We start from the raw sequence: 18,383 nt of genomic DNA, 5'->3' as shown, positions 1-18,383 counted from the left end.
TCTTCACATTTTATCATATTTTGCCGAGTCTCCACAACAAAGCTACTTCGTGTAGACTTCCGGCTTCAATATTCCGATGTACGGCAAATTGCGATACCGCTCCGCATAATCGAGACCGTATCCGACCACAAACTCGTCGGGAATATCGAAACCGCTGTAGTCGGGCGAAATATCTACCTTGCGACGCTCCGGCTTGTTGAGGAGAGTCACCACTTTTACAGAGGCAGCTTCCCGATGGCGCAGCAGTTCTACCAGGCGGCTCAGCGTCAGCCCGCTATCCATGATGTCTTCTACTACCAGCACGTGTCTGTTTTGCACGGAGGTATCCAGGTCCTTCAGGATTTTCACCATGCCGGAGGACTCGGTGCCGCTTCCGTAGCTGGAAACCGCCATGAAATCCATTTCGCACGGAATGTCCATGTGACGGATCAGGTCGGCCATGAAAGTAACCGCGCCTTTCAGAACGCAAATCACCAATGGATTTTTGTCCTTGTATTCGGCAGTCAGCGTCTTGCCCAATTCCTGTACCTTTCCTGCAATATCCTCTTCTGATAGCAAAATCTTCTCGATGTCTTGATTCATGAAAAAACCTCCCGCCAATCTTCTCCAAACTCAACCCGCACGTGTAGAAAACGCCTGGTCTGTCCATTTACAGGCGCTACGGCGGAACGGCGCACGCCTGGTACCAAAATCACCTCATCGCCCGCCGTCAAGAGCGGAAGTTTGTCCCGCCATGCTCGCGGAATTTTGGCATCAATGAGTAGATCCTTCAGCTTCTTTCCTTCTGCCGAGCCAAACAGGGTGAGACGGTCTCCTGGTTTCCGGTTACGCAAATACAGCGCTCCTGGAAGCTGATCGGCGTCGAACACCGCTTCATTGTCCGGGAGTCGCCTCCAATCCATGGGACCTTCAAGGTAAGAAATATGTACCGTGGCATTGCTCTCGTCGATCCGGGTCACCCCAGGAACGGCGAGTTTGTAACGATAGGTATGTATGCAGTCTCGCCGTTTTCTACGACTAAAAAGAATTCGTCCGTACATCCGGCTTACCGCCAAGTTGTCGGGCAAATGCACTTCCGCAGAAGGGCGACTCCTCCCTAGCATGTGCAAAACGGTCTCCACATGCTGCGAAGACCATTCGGTATGTTTTGAGAGATAACTTAATATTAGAGTAATCATTCTCCTTTGTAAAGCAACGTCACAAGTTTGAAACTTGTCTTTGTCAATCAGAAAAGTTTCCTGTTTCTTTTCGATCGTGACCTCGTCCAGACGTTCGCGAGCCAGCCGTGTCAAAAACGCTTCGTCCTGCGAAATCGCCTTGGCCAGATCGAGAATATGCTCGCGATACTTCTCGTTCACCTGGGCAAGCAGAGGCATCACGTCCAGACGCAGCAGGTTGCGCGTGTACTTGCGCGAACGGTTACTGCTGTCCTCGCGCGGGAAAAGACCATTTTCCTGGCAATAGGCTTCCAGTTCCTGACGCGTTTTATGCAACAACGGACGAACTAGCTCGATCTGACTGTCTTCCAGCATCCGACGCTGCGGCATGCCTGCAAGTCCTTGCAGCCTGCTGCCGCGAACGAGGCGAAACAAAATCGTCTCGACCTGATCGTCTGCATGATGCGCGAGTGCCAGCTTGGTCGCGCCTTGTGCGACGCCTACCTCCCGATAAAAACGGTAGCGAAGCTCGCGACTCGCCTCTTGGCTCCCTTTTCCCGTCTTTTTCATATAGGCGGGAACATCGTACGCAAACAGGTGAAAAGCCACGCCAAGCTCGCGGCACAACGCTTCCGCGAACTGTGCGTCCAGCCTGGCCTCTTCTCCGCGAAAGCCGTGATCCAGGTGTACGGCGTGCAGCCTCCAGCCGTATTGATAGTGTTGATTGAGAGAAGCCAATATATGCAAAAGAGCTGTAGAATCATTGCCGCCGGAAACCCCCACGACAATGGTTTCTCCGGGAAGCAGGAGCCCGGAAGACTCAATCTCGTTGCGTACGCTTGCCAGCATAACGGGCTCCTTTCCAAATCGTCACGACGGAAATACCAAAAATAAGTCCAGATGCAATGGCACCGGCGACCATCATCGTCTTGGTTGCCAGCGTAATGCCTTCCACGTAGTTGTTGTTCACGAAAGCGAGCATCGACTTGTAGGCCAAAGACCCCGGAACGAGCGGGATAATGCCCGCAACGCTAAAGTTGGTCGAGGGTACACGAAGCAAGATCGAAAAAAATTGACTCAACAGCGAGACGATGGCCGCAGAAACAAATGTGGAGAGCAACACTTGCGCGCCCCAGAGCGGCAAAAGCGAGTACACGCAAAACCCGACCATTCCCGCCAATCCGCCGGCCAAAATCGTGCGGACCGGAACATTAAACAGCACACACCACGCCATGGAGGAAACGAAGCTCAGCGCCAGCCCTTGAAAAAACATACATCCTCACCCCACCCAGAGAATAATCGCTGTGGCTACGGCTACAGAGACGGCCGTCAACATGGCCTCAACTCCCCGTGAAACACCTGCAACCAGATCGCCTGCCAGCAAATCCCGCAGCGAGTTGGTAATCGCGATCCCTGGGAACAACGGAAGCATGGCACCGATAATAATGATGCTAATGTGCAGCTGCGGAAAGACGTTTACGGCCAGCAGGGCAAACAGTCCGCCCAGCAAGGCAGCCGAAAATTCCGTAAAAAACTTCATGCGAACAAACTGTTCCCAATATTCCAAGCTGAGATTGACGATCAACCCCGCCAATGCGGACGGGAGGAGGTCAAACCAGGTACCGCCCGCCAGCATGGCGAAGGAGCCGCTGGCGATAGCGGCTGCCATATGCTGCATCCATTTCGGATAAATCGGCTTTTCCTGATCGATTTGGCACAGCAGTCGATAGGCTTGCTCCAAATTGATCTTTCCGCCGACGAATCTTCGCGATACATCGTTTACGAGCGTGATTTTATTCAAATTGGTAGTCCGCTTCGGGGTCCGTACCATCCGGGTATGATCGAACCCCTTGCACCGGAAAGACAAAATAATGCTTGTTGGCGTGGCGGAGCTGTTGACGTCATCCATGCCCGCTGCCTCCGCGATCAAGGCCATCGTCTCTTCCGTCCGGTATGTTTCACCACCATTTTTCAATATAATTGAACCTGCCAACAAGCAAGTATCCATCACCAAATCCGGGGACACAACCCGTCACATCCTTCACATGAACCATGCATAATACAAAGTGCCAGCCAACAGCAAAAGCGAGGCAACGAACAAGCCGCTTATGCCTCCTCCTACCTTGCTTGCGGCAGCCGGAGCCTTCTTTTGCGGCTTCGCGACCGTTCGCTCCCGAAGCACCGCCAGCAGTTCCGCTCTCATTTCCTGCGCCGTGGCAAACTTCCCGTGAAAAGCCTTTAACAAAGGCACTCGATACGGGTACAGGCTGTCACTTTTCCGTATTATATCACAGAGCAATCCCGTGTGACGCGGTTCACGAAGGCTACTTTTCCACGTTTCCTTTCCAACGGTCAAACGCACCATCATGACGGCTGCGGAAAACAGATCGTAACCGGGTTCGGCCCGTCTGTCCCCTGCGTGCCAAAAAGCCCGGTCGTACTCCTCCGTAAACTGACGAACCGCATTTCCATGCTTCGTCACGCCGCCAAAGTCAATCAGCCGCACCGTTTTGTCCGTTTGGCTCACCATGATGTTCTCCGGCTTGAGATCGCCAAAAATGTAGCCATGCTTGTGCAAAACATCAAGTCGGGCCAAAAGCTGGACGATCATGACAGGCACCCATTCCGCCCCTTCCTTTTGGATGTACTGATCCAGCTGTTCGCCCTCCAGATACTCCATGGCGTAAAACGTACACGGCTTTCCGTTGACGACGAGGTCGTCGACATCACAGAGGAGCGGGCCCACTCTGGAATCCCGCCCCTGCTGTATGCTTTTCAGCACGTTTACTTCCATTAAAATATCCATGCCTTCCACGCCCACCTTGACAGCACGACGCACGCCGTCTTGGGAAACGAGGTAGACGGTACCGTTCGCACCACGTCCCAACTCCCGCAGAACGTGGTACGACTTCCGGTTCCATTTGCCCTGAAAATACTTGGGCAGATCAGGAGTCGCTGCCTTAGAAGACATGGTCGCGCAGACTTCCGTTCATGTCGTCGTTTTCTTCTTCGTCGCGATAGCGCTCCTGCAACGCGCTTGGGAGTTTGTCCTGCTCAAACAACGCAATCGCTTCGACAATCGCAGGTCCAGTCGGCGTAATGCCGCTCATGGCCAAATCGCTGGTCAGCTGATGCGCCTGCTCCACCTTGTCTGTCCACGGAATGCGGATATCCAGATACTTTTGTTTCCCAGGAAATGAACCCACTGCCATTCTGCTGTGCCCGCTTCGGGAGTGCAAGCTGATGCTAAAATCGTGAATGGCTTGCTGAACCGCCGACAGCTTTGGCTTCATGCTGCCCGATGTATCGACCAGCATCACGACGTTCAGGCTGCTTTTTTCTCCCAGCTCATCCACCATGCCTGCCACCTGCACGCGCTTGTCAGGAGCCAGTTCCTCTATACCGGAATCGCCCAAAATCTCTTTCAATTCTTTATTGACCACTTGATGGATGGTTCGCGTCATCGCCTTGCGCGTCAGCATCTGGACCGTTTGCGCCAGCTGCTGCGGGTAGACGATGTCGCACAGGCCGCCTCCCGCTTCGGCGATTTCGCGGATTTCACGCTCCCCCTTTTCGCCCAGTTCGCTTTTGTCAATAACGCCAATGACGTTTACCGTAATCCCTTGCTCGCGGGCAAGGGCAGCAGCTGCAACCGGGCTCATCCCCGAGTTGGAGCAGCCGTCTGTTACGACCAGAATCTGACGAAGTGTCGCTTCTTTCACAAATAATCTCCCCATTCAGCCTGTTTTAGCAACAGTATCGACGCTCTGATGGGAAAACATACCCCTAGCTTACAATCCGCGGTCGCTCCAGCTTCTCCATCCCGTGTACCTGAATGGACGACCATTGTGGCACAAAGCGGTCAATCCGCGCGACAAGCACGGTCATGTCATCGACAATTTTGCCGGAGTGCTGGCGAATGACTTTCTCCAGAAGCAGATCGGCGACCTCCTGCGGATCGTCCGTCTCCAGCTCGCTGATGATCCGCTTCATCCACGCTTGCCTGTTTTCGATATGCCGCGGAGCCTCGTAGATGCCGTCAGACATCATGACGAGCAGATCGCCCGGCTTGAGCATTCTCGACACGACGTCGACCTCGATTTCTTCGAGAATGCCTACGGGCAGATTGTTGGCCGTAATCGTGATGACATCGTTTTTGCGTTTGACGAAGCTTGGCGTAGAGCCGATTTTGATGAAACGGGTATGAGCTGTCTGCAAATCGATCAGCGCCAAATCAACCGTCGCGAACATTTCGTCTGTCGAGCGCAGCGCCAGAATGGAATTGACCGTCTTGATGGAAATTTTTTCGTCCATGCCGGAGCGAAGCAACTGCTGGAGCATATCGAGCGCGGACTGGCTCTCCAGGAAGGCCCGCTCGCCGTTGCCCATGCCGTCGCTGATCGCCAAGGCCATCTTGCCGTTGCCGAGATCCATGGTGCGGAAGCTGTCGCCGGACAGTAGCTTGCCGTCCTTGGCTGCGCCAGCCACGCCAATTTCGATCTCATAGGTTTTGGCGGAAGCGAGGCACATCGTGCAAGAGCCGTCTTTTTGCGCTTCGCATTGCCGCTCGCGTACCACAATGTTTTCGCCCAAAATTTCCGTCAGCATCGGTGCGACGATTTTGCCGCACTCGTCATGGCCGTAGCAAGTCGGCTGACTGATTTCGATATCGACCTTGCCTTCTTCCAGGCTGTGAATTTCCACCCGACGCACGGACAGTCCCAAGCCTTCCAGCGCCTTCGAGACTTGCTTTTCCTGAAAAGACAGCTCCATGCCTTCCCGCTGAATCTCGCGGGCAAAATCGCTCATGACCCGGGAAACGCCCGAGAGCTGATCGGCCACCAGCTTGCGGCTTTCTTTCACTTGCTTCTTCAATTGGTCAAAAGCTTGCTGACGATCGTACTCTTGCTCCATCACGGTCAGCACCTTTTCCGTCTTGACGCATTTTCGCTCCCAGTCGCGCGGCGGGGTTACACCTGCGAGCGTACCGTTTTCGTATACTTTTTCCATGAGATAGCGCATGCCCTCGTACGTAGCTTGCGTATCCTTTTCCCAGCATTGTTCCTTCTTCCAGCATTTTTGGCACGTGAACTCGGAGACGCGGCTGAGGAAGGCATCTGCCTGTTCCTCAAGCTCCTCCTGCTCGGCCGTTTGTGCAAAGCTGCGGGAGAGCTGGGTAAACAAATCGGAGAACTGTTGAATTTTGCCCGCCGTCACATCGCGGACTCTGCGCATATATTCCTGATGCGATTGCAAATTTTCGGGCGTGCCGGGAATGAAGCGGGCGACCTTTTTCCAGAGCACGGCAGGCGTAAGGAGGAAGACAACAATAGCCAAGGAGGTTTCAATCAAGGAGAAGTAGAGCGTATCTTCCGCACCGCCGTAGATGGCCAGGATGGCCGTCCCGATCAAAAGTCCTGCGGAGACGCCTACTTTTCCGCCTTCCTTGAGCAATCCTGCCAAAAGACCGGAAAACGCCAGCAAATTGATTTGCAGAAGGGCGCTTACATTTGCCAAACTGAGGATAAGACCCGTCACGACACCAACGGCTGCCCCCACGGTCCCACCTCCGACGAAGGCAAAGATGAGCAGCAAGTAGCGGGAGAGGACGTGTTCCATCGAGATGCCTTCGATCATCCAGTCGACCGTGCCTGTCATCAGCGAGGCCAGAAGAATCACAAGCGACACGATCTCTTCGTTTTTCAGCGGCTCGTAAGGCTTGGCCAAATGAATAATGGAAAGCGACTGGATAAAGATGAGCGTCAGCACGAAGCCGAGTACCGCTTCGACAGCGACCATGACCAGCTCATACGTGTTCACTTGATTGGTCAACACGGCGTACAGCAGCCGACTGACAAAGATGGTGATTACCACAAGCAGCGGCGTCCGCGAAAAGTCTTTCCTGCGCAATCGCTCCATCATTTTGCAGGCAAAGAGGGCCAATAGCATACTAAGAATGGTTTGCAGCCCGATGGGGACCGATTGGGTAAAGGCCCCGAGAATGAGTGCCATGCCCGTAACGAGGAGGCAATCTCGGCGAATATAGAACATCACGATAAAATACGGGATTGCAAAAGGCGTCAGTTCTTCCAAGATCAAGGCTCGCCCGAGCAAAAACCCCATCAAAAGCGGAAGCACATTCCATCTTTGTACAGCGTCGGCGATTTTGTCTCCCCATGTTCGTGCGGTCGTATCCATTCGTTCAGACACTTGGCGCGCCCATGCTTGACCAGCCTGGGACATGTTCTTGTTTGCGATCATCTTCCGTTCCACCCCGTTCTTGTTCAATGTGTTTCTCCATTATACGGAGGTGGGATTGTAAAATTTGTCAAAAAACCAGCGCATATTCACAGAATCGTGCGACAAATAAACCCGCGAATTTGGACAAAAAAAACCGACGTTATGGCGGATAACGTCGGCTGACAGGTGATTCGCGCTTTGCGAAACGGGCTTACGATACCTTATTCGTCACTACTTTCAAATGACCTTCCTCTTTTTTCTGTCAAAATAAGCTTTTGGCAAAAAAAGAAAAGTGATAATTTTCCGACCTGACATTACCGACCGCGTCCCTTTTTCTCTCCGCTCTTTTTCAGAGAGGACAGGCGGTCTTCGCTTTCTTTGAGGAAGCGGTTCAGCTTATCCTCAAAGCCTTCCGTTCGCTCCCGTGGCTGGCGGGGCTGCCGTTCTTTTTCCTGTGCCTTCTTGATCGACAGTCCGATCTTGCCTTCTTTGACACTGAGAACCTTGACCGTCACGATATCGCCGATTTTCAGAAACTGATGAATATCCTTGACATAGACGTCGGCGATCTCACTGATGTGCAACAGTCCGGTCACATTCCCCGGCAGCTCTACAAACGCGCCAAATTTGGTAATACCTGTGACTTTTCCTTCCAGTTTGCTCCCGACCTCGACTCCCATGTGCGTGGAAAGCCTCCCTCTCCTAGAAGATCACCCTGTGAGCTTACTCCGGAATCACGTAAATGCTTTCGCCCTGCTTCGTGTAATAAATCCGTTTGCGCGCCAGTTCCGCGAGGTATTCCTGATCGTTCAGCCGGCTCGCCTCATACGTCAGCTCCTCTTGCTTTTGCTGCAAGATAACCGCTTCCTGTTTGAGGGCTTCCAACTCGCTTCTCTTCTCGGCCAGCACCCCGCTTTGCAAATAAAGCGTATAGCCAGTCCAGATGAAAAAGCAGAGAATAAAAAAGAAAAAGAGCCGCATTCTCCGTCTTTGCCCTTTTCGATTGCTTGGAGAGGTCGTTGTTTCTTTCATCATCTCGCCACCTCGGTTTACTCCCGCTTTCTCTTTGAGTGAAACCAATTCTTCCAATTGGTCCAGATTCCTGTTGTTTTTCCGAACATTTTTTTCCCCAAATGTTGACCCCATCTGGCAAAAGGAGCGGTGACAAAACGCGTCACTTTCCACAAAAAGCCGAGGATCACGAGCAGCATGGAGGACAAAAATGTCAGCACCATGAAGATCACTCGGTATAAAAAGAGCACAGGACGCACAACCAGGGTGTCAATGATTTGTATCACCGTTCGGTACAACCACTGACAGAATTTTATCATGCGGTGTAGGAAAAGGATATACTTCTTACTGCCTAATAAGAAGTACAGCCACGCGCCAAAAATCATTCCAAAAAAGAGGGGAAAGCGAATAATTCCGTCGTTTACCTTCACTAAAATCCAGAAAACGGCGACCATACTGCCAACCCAAAACAGGATATCAAAGAAGAAGACCAGCCAGAGCGGCAGCCTGCTCTTCCCTTTCAACACATGGTACGTATCAAATCCCATCCCCATAAGCGCTCCGCATGTCGACATGGCCAAAACCGTCTGCAGCTGAAGGATGATATTCACTTGAACAACTTGCCGAAGAATCCTCGCGACCGATCCCCGGCCTGCCCCTGTTCCAGATAGGCCATTTCGTGAACCAGGCCCTCGATTGCCACTTCTCCGGTTTCCAGACTCAGATTTTTCATATGCAGGTTTTGGCCTCGTATGGTCAAAAAGCCGCCGTCCGTCTCCAAGAGGAATTCTTCGCTGTCAAAGCTTTCGACGTTTTTCACTCCCGAAATCGCCAAGCTGCGTCGATTAATCATCACGATTTCGTGGCGCGGCCGCTTCGTGTGCTCATTCATGATTACTCCCCCCTAACGTCCCCTTCTTGTACCATCGTATGGAGGGGGATGTCCTTTTAGAACAAAAAAACCCCGCCTGGAAGCGGGGTGACTTCTGTTCAACCTCATTTGTATACGGTGTAGTTTCCGTTTACGTAGATGATTTTGTAGCCGGTGCGATCGGCAATCGCCTTGAGCGGCAAGGCCGGGATGTTGTTTTTCAACTGAACCGCTGTCGGCAAGGTGACGTTTTGGCCGTTGACGTTCATGATGTTGGAGCCGACCTTGAACTGCATCACGGTGTTGCCGTTGATGACTTTGGCGGTTGTTTTCGTATAGCTGACCGAGAAGCCGAGTGCGTCGCGGAAAAACGTCGTCGGGATGAGGGTGTGTCCATTGACGGTGTAAGGAGCGGCTGCCAGCGCCGTTGTTTTTCCTGATTTGGTAAACGATGCGACATTCGCCTTGAAGCTTACGCCGTTCAGTGCGACGACATTGACCGGACGGGCGAAAAGCAAGCCTTTTTCCTCGGAGGTGTAGACGCCGATGCTGTAGACGCCCGGAGTAGCCGGATTCACAATCCCCGCTGTTTCCGCCATATTGATTTGCACAGCTGCTCTCGCCGGGATGTCCGTCGAAGGCACGATAATCAGATTTTGTCCGCGCGCGCCTACGTAATTGGCGGTAACGCCGTTCACCGTTACCGTATTGGCTGGTACGTAGGCCGGCACACGGAATCCGGCAGGAAATACGACTTCAATGAAGCCCTGGTTGCGAACGATCGGAACGCCGATTCCTTTGATGCCCACCTGCAAGCCTGCCGGCGTCGCTGCGGTCGCCCGGGTCAGGCCGAGCGTGGCCTGCGTATTGTCGACAGGCACAGGCGCCGTTACCCCGATGATTTGAAAATCTTTGGATTTATACGTTTTGTTATCAATTTTTGCCGTAATCGTATAGGTTCCCGACGACTTGGGATTGGTCAGGTACCCTTCGTAAGCGAATTGGATCGTCAGGCGGTTCGTGCTGGAAAAGCCGCTGGGCGTGCGGAAAAACACCTTGTTTCCGTTCACGCTAAGTCCCGTCACCTGATCGCCGTTGACGGTTACGTTCGCGTTCGTGATGACAGGCGGCACCATTTCCCAGTTCGGGAACTCTATCTGGATTTCTGTATTGCTGTACAGCTTGGACGCCAGATCCATGTCGAACGTGTAGCTGCTTCTCGCCCCTGCTGTATTGTCGGACAGGGAGACGGAGAACGGCGTGCTGCTCGCCCCCGTAATTTCTACATCCTTGGATTGGTACTCCTTGTTGTCATACTCGACGGTATAGAAGTAGGAGTTGCCGGGAGTGGACGGGTTGACAATTCCGGCAGACGAGCTGAATTCCAGCTTGATATAGTTGTCGCCATCTGCGCCGCCGGGAACCTCGATGCGGATCGAATCACTGTCGAGAACCGACACGTACTCGGCTTTGTAGCCGTTCACCTTCACATCCGACTTGCTGATGCTTTTGGGCAGCATGTCTTTGGTGGGAAAGTCGACATAGATGTATTTGCCCTCTTTCAGCTTGCTTTTCGACGCCAGCGTGAATTTGCCCAGCGTCAGGGAAATGCTGTCTTTCGCATTTTTGCTCGTGTGCGAAGCCTCGAAATCTCCCTTGCTGCTGCTGGAGGATGACTTGCCAATCGTGATCTTTTTGCTCTTGTACGTGCTTTCGGTGCTTGTTTTGACTTCAATGGAATAGCTTCCCTTGTCTTCGGGGTTGGTGATGTTGTCGATCGTCACGGTAACCACGGAGCCTTTTTTGATGCGCTCCCCGACCTCGATCTCCACGACATTTTTGTTGACGGACACGCTGTCGATGGTAACCTTGTCGCCATCGTCCTCGACGGAGACATCCGATTTCTTCAGCTTCTTGTCCACCAGAAAATCGGAAGGGAAACGGACGTAGATGAGATCTCCTGACGCCAGGTCCTTGGCAGTTTCAAACTCAATCGTATATTCTGTTTCTTCCTCCACGCCTGTATCGTCTGCCGAAACCTCTTCAAGGGAAAGAGCTTGAGCGGCTTTTGGCTCCATCACCAATGGACTTGTGAGCACCGTGGTCGCCAGCAGGACAGAGATACCTTTCTTCGCGCTTTTGTTCAACGGTAACGCCTCCTTCTCCTGTGAAAAACTTCCCTGGATGGATTCAGGGGGGCGAACAATTCGCCGTTTTTCCAATAGGATGTGGCCGCGTGCGGCCGCAAGCACATGGTCATGTATGTGCCCTCCCATTCCTTCTATGATAGGAAAAGTTCGGCAAGAAAGGGTTACAGACTGGTAACGAACAACCTTGTGCCGCAAACGCCAAAAAAGCTGCCCGATCAAGCTGTCGGGCAGCTTCCTGCGATTCTTCGTTTCGCCCTCTTATTGCGGGGACAGGCTTTCCAGCAAAGCATCTCCGTTGGCCCCGACTTTGATCGTGGCAAACTTCGCATTTCGCTCGAACTCCAAGCCGGTTCCTTCCGGGACGAAGTAGCTCTCGATCCCGTACTCGATCTGTTCTGCACCGAGCGTCTTTCCATTGACGACGACATCGGACGATTCAGCCGTATACGGCTTGTTCCATTGTCCGTCTAGCTCGTAATAGCCGCCGTAGTTGTACAGGTGATCGTCTTGCTTTTTCAGCACCACGCGAATTTTTTTTCCGGACGGGAACCCCTCGTTCTCCAGTGTCGATATCGTATAGCGCAATCTGACGTAATCGCCTTGCAACAGCGAGCGAGGATCAACCGGGGCCAGCTCTAGCTTGACGGAGGTGCCTTTGGACAAAATCGTCTCGCTGTTGTACACCTGATAGCCAGTCATGGCAAATTGCAGCAGGATCACCGGCACAAGAATCAAGGCCCGCTGCGTGAACAGGGCTGGTTTTGGCGTAGCCCACTCGGCTTTTATCCGGCGCTCCAGCCAGTAGCTGGCCCCGAAAAACACGACGCTCAGGAGGAACAGACTGAACGACTTGTGCAGCAAGCTCCACAGCAGGTCGTAGTATTTCATCAGCAAAAAGGCAAACCAGAAGGCGAGGACGATCCCGAAAGCCGTTTTGCCTTTTTGGCGCAAGGTCTGATACAGCAAGTAGGTAGTGAAGACGAAAAATCCTACATTGACCAGCACATTTCCGGCAAGCGAGTCAAAATGCCGCTCTGTCAAAGCGAGAAGCGCGAGCAGCGCATAGATGAGAGAGCTGTTCTGCAAGACGGCAGGCAAGCTTTTGACGTAGTACATCGCCAATTGAAACACAAAGACGATCAGCAAGACAGTCGCTTCCGGCACATCCCAGGTTATCAGCTTGAAATACAGTACGAGCAAAAAAGCAAATTGTGTCAAAAGTCGTGCGGGAACGCCCTTGACGCTCTTCCAGGCGTAAAGCAGAGCGGCGAGGAACAGGACCCAGTAAAACCCTTCCAGATAAAGCGAGGAGCCGACGCCGAGCATGTAGCCCATGGTGAGCAGCGTATAGCGCACCGTCGTGTTGATCTTTTCCACGATGAGGACAGGTGCAAGAAATCCGACCAGAGACAGGAAGAAGAGACAATAAGCAGCCACTTTTTCTTCAAAAAGAAGGGCAAGCAGCCCGGTCAACGAAATGGCTCCGATTAATGCCGCAATCGTCGTCACGAATACCGTAAATGCTTCCTGAAAAAACGGCACCCATTTGCTTTTTTGATGGGCGGATTCCTTGCGCAACCAGTTGATGCCGACAACAGCCCCCCAGACGATGCCTCCGGCCGCCAAAAGAGCGAGGAGGAAAAAGCCCTCGGAGTAATGCTCCAGCATAAAGGAGAAAAACTTCGCGAACAAGAACAGAGCCAGCAAGGAAGCCGTCACCATCAGCATGCCGCGATGGGGCCGCCATTTCAAAAAGACGACAAACAGGAGCGCCCCGATGAAGAGGTACAGCAATTCCGGCAACGCTCCGTACGCATCGACAAACGCCGACCAGAACAGGCTGACGGAAAAGACGAGAAAGGACAAATAGTAGATCGGCCGGGATTGCAGCTTACGTGTCGAAGTCAAATAAAAGAGCAGGATGTTGCCAAGCGCAATCAGCCAAAAAACCATATACCACCACTCTTGCTCATGGGTCACATGCACGACCGTGGGATCGAGGAAGAAGCCGAGCGCCAGGTGCGCAAGGACGTAGCTGATGACATAAAACGGCTGGTAGCGGGTGAAGATGGCGAAAAGCAAATTGGGGATGAGCCAAACGACAAACAGCATGTAGCTGTCTGCGTGGGAGTTGTAGATTTGCCCCACCAAAGCGACAGACAAGCCAAATGCCAGACCCCCGGCAACCAGCAGCCAGTTGCTGAGAAACGAGTGGCGCTTCCATACAAGGGATGCGACATAGGAAAACAGATAAAAAAGAACCAATACCGCGGCGCTGACGCCAATTTTCTCCCATCGATCCAACACCGGCCAGTTGGAGGCAAAAAAGTAAAACAAAGCTGAGAGCAAAAGTGAAATGGCCAAGAAGTACCCTGTCTGAACTCCTCTTTGCTCCATCCGCACCACATCCCTTCTCATTTGCTTCCATTATATCCTTCTTTCGGGCAAAAGCGTCCTGGGGTTTTTTAGAATAGCGAGATTCCTTGCATAAGAAAAAAGGGAACCCAAGAAGTCAGGTTCCCTTTTGCGCCATGACGACAGCCTGACTGCCACAACATCAGCCGCAACAGCGCTTGTCCTTTATTGTCCTTTGAGATACGCGTCTTCTTCCTTCTCGTCACGCGGAACAGGCACTTCGCCGATGACGGTGTAGAGCGAAGCCGCTTCTTCTTTGCGCGGGTTTTCCTTGATGTCCTCCACTTTGACGGAGACGATCTTCTGACCGAAGCGGATCGCCAGCTTGTCGCCGATTTTGACAGTGCTGGACGCTTTGGCCGGACGGTCGTTGATTTCTACCCTGGCTTTGTCGCACACTTCTTTGGCGAGCGTGCGGCGTTTAATCAGGCGGGATACTTTCAAATATTTATCCAGTCTCATCCTTACCCTCTCCCTTCTGTCTGGTGTTTGGCTTCCTCCCACCATTTGTCCATTTCCTGGAGGTCTGTCTGTTCAAACGTGCGCCCCGCCTCTTGCAGCTTGCTTTCGATATAGGCAAAGCGTTTCTTGAACTTGTTGTTCGTCAACGCCAGCGCTTCTTCCGGATCAAGCTTGAGGAAGCGGGCGAGATTGACGACAGCGAAGAGCAGATCGCCCAACTCTCCCGCGCGTTCTTCTGCGGGAGCTTCCCGCAGCTCGCGGTATTCTTCTTCCACCTTTTTGTAGACGTCTGCAATATCGTCCCAGTCGAAGCCGACCTCTGCCGCTTTTTTCTGGAGCTTGTAGGCGTACATCAGGGCAGGGAGATCGCGCGGAATGCCGGACAGCTTGGACGCGGCGGCCACGTCAATGCCTTTTGCCGCTTTTTCCTGGGCTTTGATCTCCTGCCAGTTCGCGAGCGCTTCATCCGAGTCGTTTGCGCTTTTTTCTCCGAATACGTGCGGGTGGCGGCGAATCAGCTTTTCATTCAAGGTCGCAACCACATCGTCGACAGTAAAATACCCGTCCTCCGCTGCCATTTGCGCGTGCAGCATAATCTGCATCAACAGATCGCCCAGCTCCTCGCACATCGCGTCCGGGTCTTCGTCGTCGATTGTCTCCAGCACTTCGTACGTTTCTTCGATCAGGTTTTTGCGAATGCTCTGATGCGTCTGCTCGCGATCCCACGGGCAGCCGTCCGGGCTGCGCAAAATCGCGACGATTTCCTTCAAATAGGAAAACTGACGGTAGAATACCTTCTCCTCTGTCGCTGGCGGTACGTACACCAACGACAAATTGCCAAAATGATCGACTCGATCCAGCTCATACAGCGGTACGCTCTCGATGCGCTCCTGCCCGGCTACTCCTACCGCCGTGGCCACCGTCACCCGATAATCGTCCGGCAGTACCTCCATCAAGGTCAGCTTCACGTCCGAAGCGACAAAAGCGTCGTAGACCTGAGCGATAATCGTGTGCAGACCCGGCGATACCTGATCCGCAGACAGCGCCGTTCCGTCCAGCAGGGAAAAGCCTTCGATCGGGTCGATGTGCAGGCGGGCAAAGAGCGGATCGATAAAGCTCTGGCCTCCGCCAATCTCGATCCGCACCCCGCGCTTTGGCCCTTCCGCGAGCAGCAGCTGAACGGTGCGCTCCGCCACCAGCGGATGACCGGGAACGGCGTAAACGATGCTGCCTGCTTCCTCCGCTTTGGCAAAAAGCCGCTGCACAATCTCGGCGTACACTTCGTCAAAGCCGTCATGCTGCTCGTACACTTCGTCAAAGGACGTCAGCGCGATGCCCTCGTGTGCCAGCTGGGCCACAACAGGATGTTCCTTTGTGCGCAAATAAAGCTGATTCGCTTGCTTGAGCGTCCGGTAAATGCCATAGGGCAGCTGGTCGAGATCGCCTGCGCCCAGCCCGACTACGGTAATGGTTTTTGGGTTCGTATCCAATCGTTTCGCCTCCGACATGCCTATGATTTAGGAAGAAGCTGGAACCGTGTCAACAGCGCAGCAATTCGCTTTCCTTTGGGCAGAAAATGAATATCGTTTCTTGTCAGTCCGCCCGTTTTCAACAGCGCCAGCACGTAGACCACTGCCCCCGCCCCTACGGAAAGCAGGCCAACCCCTGTCTGGAACAGCCGTTCGGACATTCCCGCCATGCCGAGCAGAGCGCTTGCTCCCCCTTCTACAAGCAAAACGACCACCGACATGACCAGGACAGACAAAAACGGTTTGAGAACCGTTTGCCGCAATCCAACCTGCGCTCCCGTGTATTTTTTTACCGCAAGCACATTCAGCCCCATCGCTACGAGATAAGCAATCACCGTCGACAGCGCGGCGCCTGCAATCCCCCAGAGAGGAACGAGCGCGAGATTCAGGACGAGCTTGACCAAGACGCCGATAAACAGATTGCGCGCTGGTCGCATGACGCGCCCCAGACCTTGCAGGATGCCGGCGCTGGCGATGCTCAGCGTGGCAAACATAATCGTGAACGATTGTACCGCGAGCGCTTCTGTTCCGTTGCTGTCGCCATACAGCATGACGTTGATTGGCTCCGCCAGCAAAGCGAGGCCAAACGAAGCCGGCAGTCCCAGTAAAAAAGTCAGGCGAATGGCGATTTCGGAACGAGACACGATCATGTGATGCTGCCTCTGCGCCACGGCTTCGCTGATCGCAGGCACGAGCGCCAACGACAGCGATGTCGCAAAGAACGTACCGAACTGGATGAGCGGCTGACCGCGGTCAAACGCCCCTTTTAACAGCTTGGCCATATCTTCCGGTGTTCCGCTAAGCTGGAGCATGTTGACAACCGTAATCGAGTCCACCAGCGGGATGAGCGGCAAAACCAGCGCTCCCATGCAGATCGGGACAGCGTACATCAACAGGCTGCGCAACACCTGACGATTGGTCCAGGTACTCACTCCCGCTCGCTGTGTCTGCTCGGGAATCAGTTGAGCGCCCTGCTTGTCCCTTCTCCAGTACCACAGCAGGACGAGAATGGCGGCCACACCTCCTGGAAAAGCGGCAAATACCGCTCCGGTACCTGCGAGATACGCGTCCTGGTACACATTCATCGCCCAGAAAGCGGCGAGCAAAATGAAAATCACCCGAATCAGCTGCTCGATGACCTGCGAAACTCCTGTCGGCATCATGTTCTGGTGCCCTTGAAAATATCCGCGCAAGATCGCTGCCATCGGCACGAGCGGCAAGGACCAGGCGACTGCCCGCAGCGGTGTCGTCAAATGTTCGTCTCCCATGAATCGGGCAATGACCGGAGCCCCTCCGTACAGCAACACGAAGAAAAACAAGCCGAGCACGACCAGCGAAATGCTGGCGACGCGGAACGCTCTTCGCGCACCCAGCGCATCGCCGATGGCGATACGCTCCGAAACGATCTTGGAGATGGCGATCGGAAAGCCAGCCGTCGCCAAAATCAAGAGCGTGGTGTATAGCGGGTATACTTGCATATATACGTACAAGCCGATATCGCCGGCAATGTTTTGGTATGGAATGCGGTATACTGCGCCAAGCAGCTTGGAGACAAGACCGGCAACCCCGAGTATGGCTGCGCCTTTCACAAATTGAACGGATGCCTTTTCTTGAGCCATGTGCGTGAAATTTCTCCTCTCCAACCAGAAACTTCGTCCATTATACCACAAGCAAATCGGCGAGAAAAAATGTGGGAAGGCTCGCCCGCAACAGACCAGGCAAGCTGGTCGGCAGCAAAAAAACAGCCCCGGCAAAATCGAGGCTGTTCTCATGCATACTTGCTATTGCTCCATTTGCTTCGCCAGAAAACCGGCTGCGGTCTCCGCCATTTTCATCTCCAGATCACTCATCTTGGTCGATTCGTTTTTGTTCAGGAGAATCACGGAACCGATCGGGTCACCACCGGCCACGATGGGAGCGACGACGAACGAGCCGTATGTCTCGTTCATATCGCGGCAAATCTCATAAGTACCGGCGTTTTTCTCCAGTCGGGTTTTGCGTTCCTCCAAACATTTTTCCACAATGCTGCCAATGGCTTTTTCCAGGTACTCTTTTTTCGATGCTCCAGCTACGGCGATGACGGTATCCCGATCTGAGATCAATACGGTATGATTCAAACTTTCATACAGGGAATCAGCGTATTCTTTGGCAAAATCACCTAATTCTCCTATCGGTGAATACTTTTTGAGAATGACTTCTCCGTCACGATCCACAAAAATCTCAAGCGGGTCGCCTTCACGAATGCGCAATGTACGACGAATCTCCTTAGGAATCACGACCCGACCGAGGTCGTCAATTCGACGAACGATACCAGTTGCTTTCATGTCATGTTGCCTCGCTTTCCCTGAGAAGTGGGTAGTGAATAAATGGTGGTTGGTTACTTGTATTTTTTCCTCAAATTCTAATTTTAACTATGGGTGCTTGCATCAATTTTTACCAGTTGCTTCAGTTACTCTCCCCCGGGTGGTAGCGAGTGATAATAGTATTTGCCCATGTTTCAAGAATATGCGAGAAAACGAAAAAACAGGGAAAGGAATTCCCTGTTTTC

Annotated in this window: 17 protein-coding genes; all 17 read right to left on the bottom strand. The window is 53.1% G+C overall.

All coding sequences use genetic code 11. The features are described from left to right. Positions 1-42: 42 nt before the first annotated feature. A complete protein-coding gene (hpt, locus tag ACTHO6_RS15825; RefSeq protein ID WP_440242741.1) occupies positions 43-582 on the bottom strand; it encodes a hypoxanthine phosphoribosyltransferase in 540 nt (179 codons plus the stop codon). Beyond that, positions 579-2,006 (bottom strand): tRNA lysidine(34) synthetase TilS, encoded by a 1,428-nt coding sequence (gene tilS / locus ACTHO6_RS15820; protein ID WP_440242740.1) that lies wholly within the window; start codon positions 2,004-2,006, stop codon positions 579-581. Before tilS ends, hpt begins: the two co-directional genes overlap by 4 nt. Continuing rightward, a complete protein-coding gene (locus ACTHO6_RS15815; RefSeq protein ID WP_440242739.1) occupies positions 1,978-2,430 on the bottom strand; it encodes a threonine/serine exporter family protein in 453 nt (150 codons plus the stop codon). Before ACTHO6_RS15815 ends, tilS begins: the two co-directional genes overlap by 29 nt. Before the next feature lie 6 nt (positions 2,431-2,436). Next, entirely contained in the window at positions 2,437-3,183 is a 747-nt protein-coding gene (locus ACTHO6_RS15810; protein WP_440242738.1) for a threonine/serine exporter family protein, read from the bottom strand. Between the two features lie 15 nt (positions 3,184-3,198). Beyond that, a complete protein-coding gene (locus ACTHO6_RS15805; RefSeq protein WP_440242737.1) occupies positions 3,199-4,128 on the bottom strand; it encodes a serine/threonine protein kinase in 930 nt (309 codons plus the stop codon). Further along, positions 4,118-4,879, bottom strand: coding sequence for a hypothetical protein (locus ACTHO6_RS15800; protein WP_440242736.1), 762 nt, complete (start codon positions 4,877-4,879; stop codon positions 4,118-4,120). Before ACTHO6_RS15800 ends, ACTHO6_RS15805 begins: the two co-directional genes overlap by 11 nt. A 64-nt stretch (positions 4,880-4,943) precedes the next feature. Further along, complete coding sequence (gene spoIIE / locus ACTHO6_RS15795; protein WP_440242735.1) at positions 4,944-7,418, bottom strand: stage II sporulation protein E; 2,475 nt, start codon at positions 7,416-7,418, stop codon at positions 4,944-4,946. 293 nt (positions 7,419-7,711) lie between these two features. Next, on the bottom strand, positions 7,712-8,077 hold the full coding sequence (locus ACTHO6_RS15790; protein ID WP_440242734.1) for a S1 RNA-binding domain-containing protein: 366 nt from the start codon (positions 8,075-8,077) through the stop codon (positions 7,712-7,714). A gap of 43 nt (positions 8,078-8,120) precedes the next feature. Further along, positions 8,121-8,432, bottom strand: a complete 312-nt coding sequence (locus ACTHO6_RS15785) for an FtsB family cell division protein (RefSeq protein ID WP_440242733.1) — start codon at positions 8,430-8,432, stop codon at positions 8,121-8,123. 14 nt (positions 8,433-8,446) lie between these two features. Beyond that, positions 8,447-9,019 (bottom strand): spore cortex biosynthesis protein YabQ, encoded by a 573-nt coding sequence (gene yabQ, locus ACTHO6_RS15780; RefSeq protein ID WP_440242732.1) that lies wholly within the window; start codon positions 9,017-9,019, stop codon positions 8,447-8,449. Next, on the bottom strand, positions 9,016-9,300 hold the full coding sequence (gene yabP / locus ACTHO6_RS15775; protein WP_005828636.1) for a sporulation protein YabP: 285 nt from the start codon (positions 9,298-9,300) through the stop codon (positions 9,016-9,018). Before yabP ends, yabQ begins: the two co-directional genes overlap by 4 nt. A gap of 104 nt (positions 9,301-9,404) precedes the next feature. Beyond that, positions 9,405-11,426 carry a copper amine oxidase N-terminal domain-containing protein gene (locus tag ACTHO6_RS15770; protein ID WP_440242731.1) on the bottom strand — a complete coding sequence of 674 codons (2,022 nt, stop codon included), beginning with the start codon at positions 11,424-11,426 and terminating at the stop codon, positions 9,405-9,407. Positions 11,427-11,687: 261 nt separating this feature from the next. Beyond that, the gene (locus tag ACTHO6_RS15765) at positions 11,688-13,826 is read right to left on the bottom strand and encodes a GDYXXLXY domain-containing protein (protein ID WP_440242730.1); all 2,139 of its coding nucleotides are present in this window, start codon (positions 13,824-13,826) and stop codon (positions 11,688-11,690) included. Positions 13,827-14,009: 183 nt separating this feature from the next. Next, positions 14,010-14,306, bottom strand: a complete 297-nt coding sequence (locus ACTHO6_RS15760; RefSeq protein ID WP_440242729.1) for an RNA-binding S4 domain-containing protein — start codon at positions 14,304-14,306, stop codon at positions 14,010-14,012. A gap of 2 nt (positions 14,307-14,308) precedes the next feature. Then, positions 14,309-15,814 (bottom strand): nucleoside triphosphate pyrophosphohydrolase, encoded by a 1,506-nt coding sequence (gene mazG / locus ACTHO6_RS15755; RefSeq protein ID WP_440242728.1) that lies wholly within the window; start codon positions 15,812-15,814, stop codon positions 14,309-14,311. A 2-nt stretch (positions 15,815-15,816) separates the two neighbouring features. Then, the gene (locus ACTHO6_RS15750) at positions 15,817-17,454 is read right to left on the bottom strand and encodes a putative polysaccharide biosynthesis protein (protein ID WP_440242727.1); all 1,638 of its coding nucleotides are present in this window, start codon (positions 17,452-17,454) and stop codon (positions 15,817-15,819) included. Between the two features lie 162 nt (positions 17,455-17,616). After that, positions 17,617-18,159 carry a stage V sporulation protein T gene (gene spoVT / locus ACTHO6_RS15745; RefSeq protein ID WP_005828646.1) on the bottom strand — a complete coding sequence of 181 codons (543 nt, stop codon included), beginning with the start codon at positions 18,157-18,159 and terminating at the stop codon, positions 17,617-17,619. Positions 18,160-18,383 lie beyond the last annotated feature (224 nt).

The sequence above is a fragment of the Brevibacillus sp. SAFN-007a genome, assembly GCF_051967035.1.
Lineage (GTDB): Bacteria > Bacillota > Bacilli > Brevibacillales > Brevibacillaceae > Brevibacillus.
This window is presented reverse-complemented; position numbering and strand designations above follow the sequence as displayed.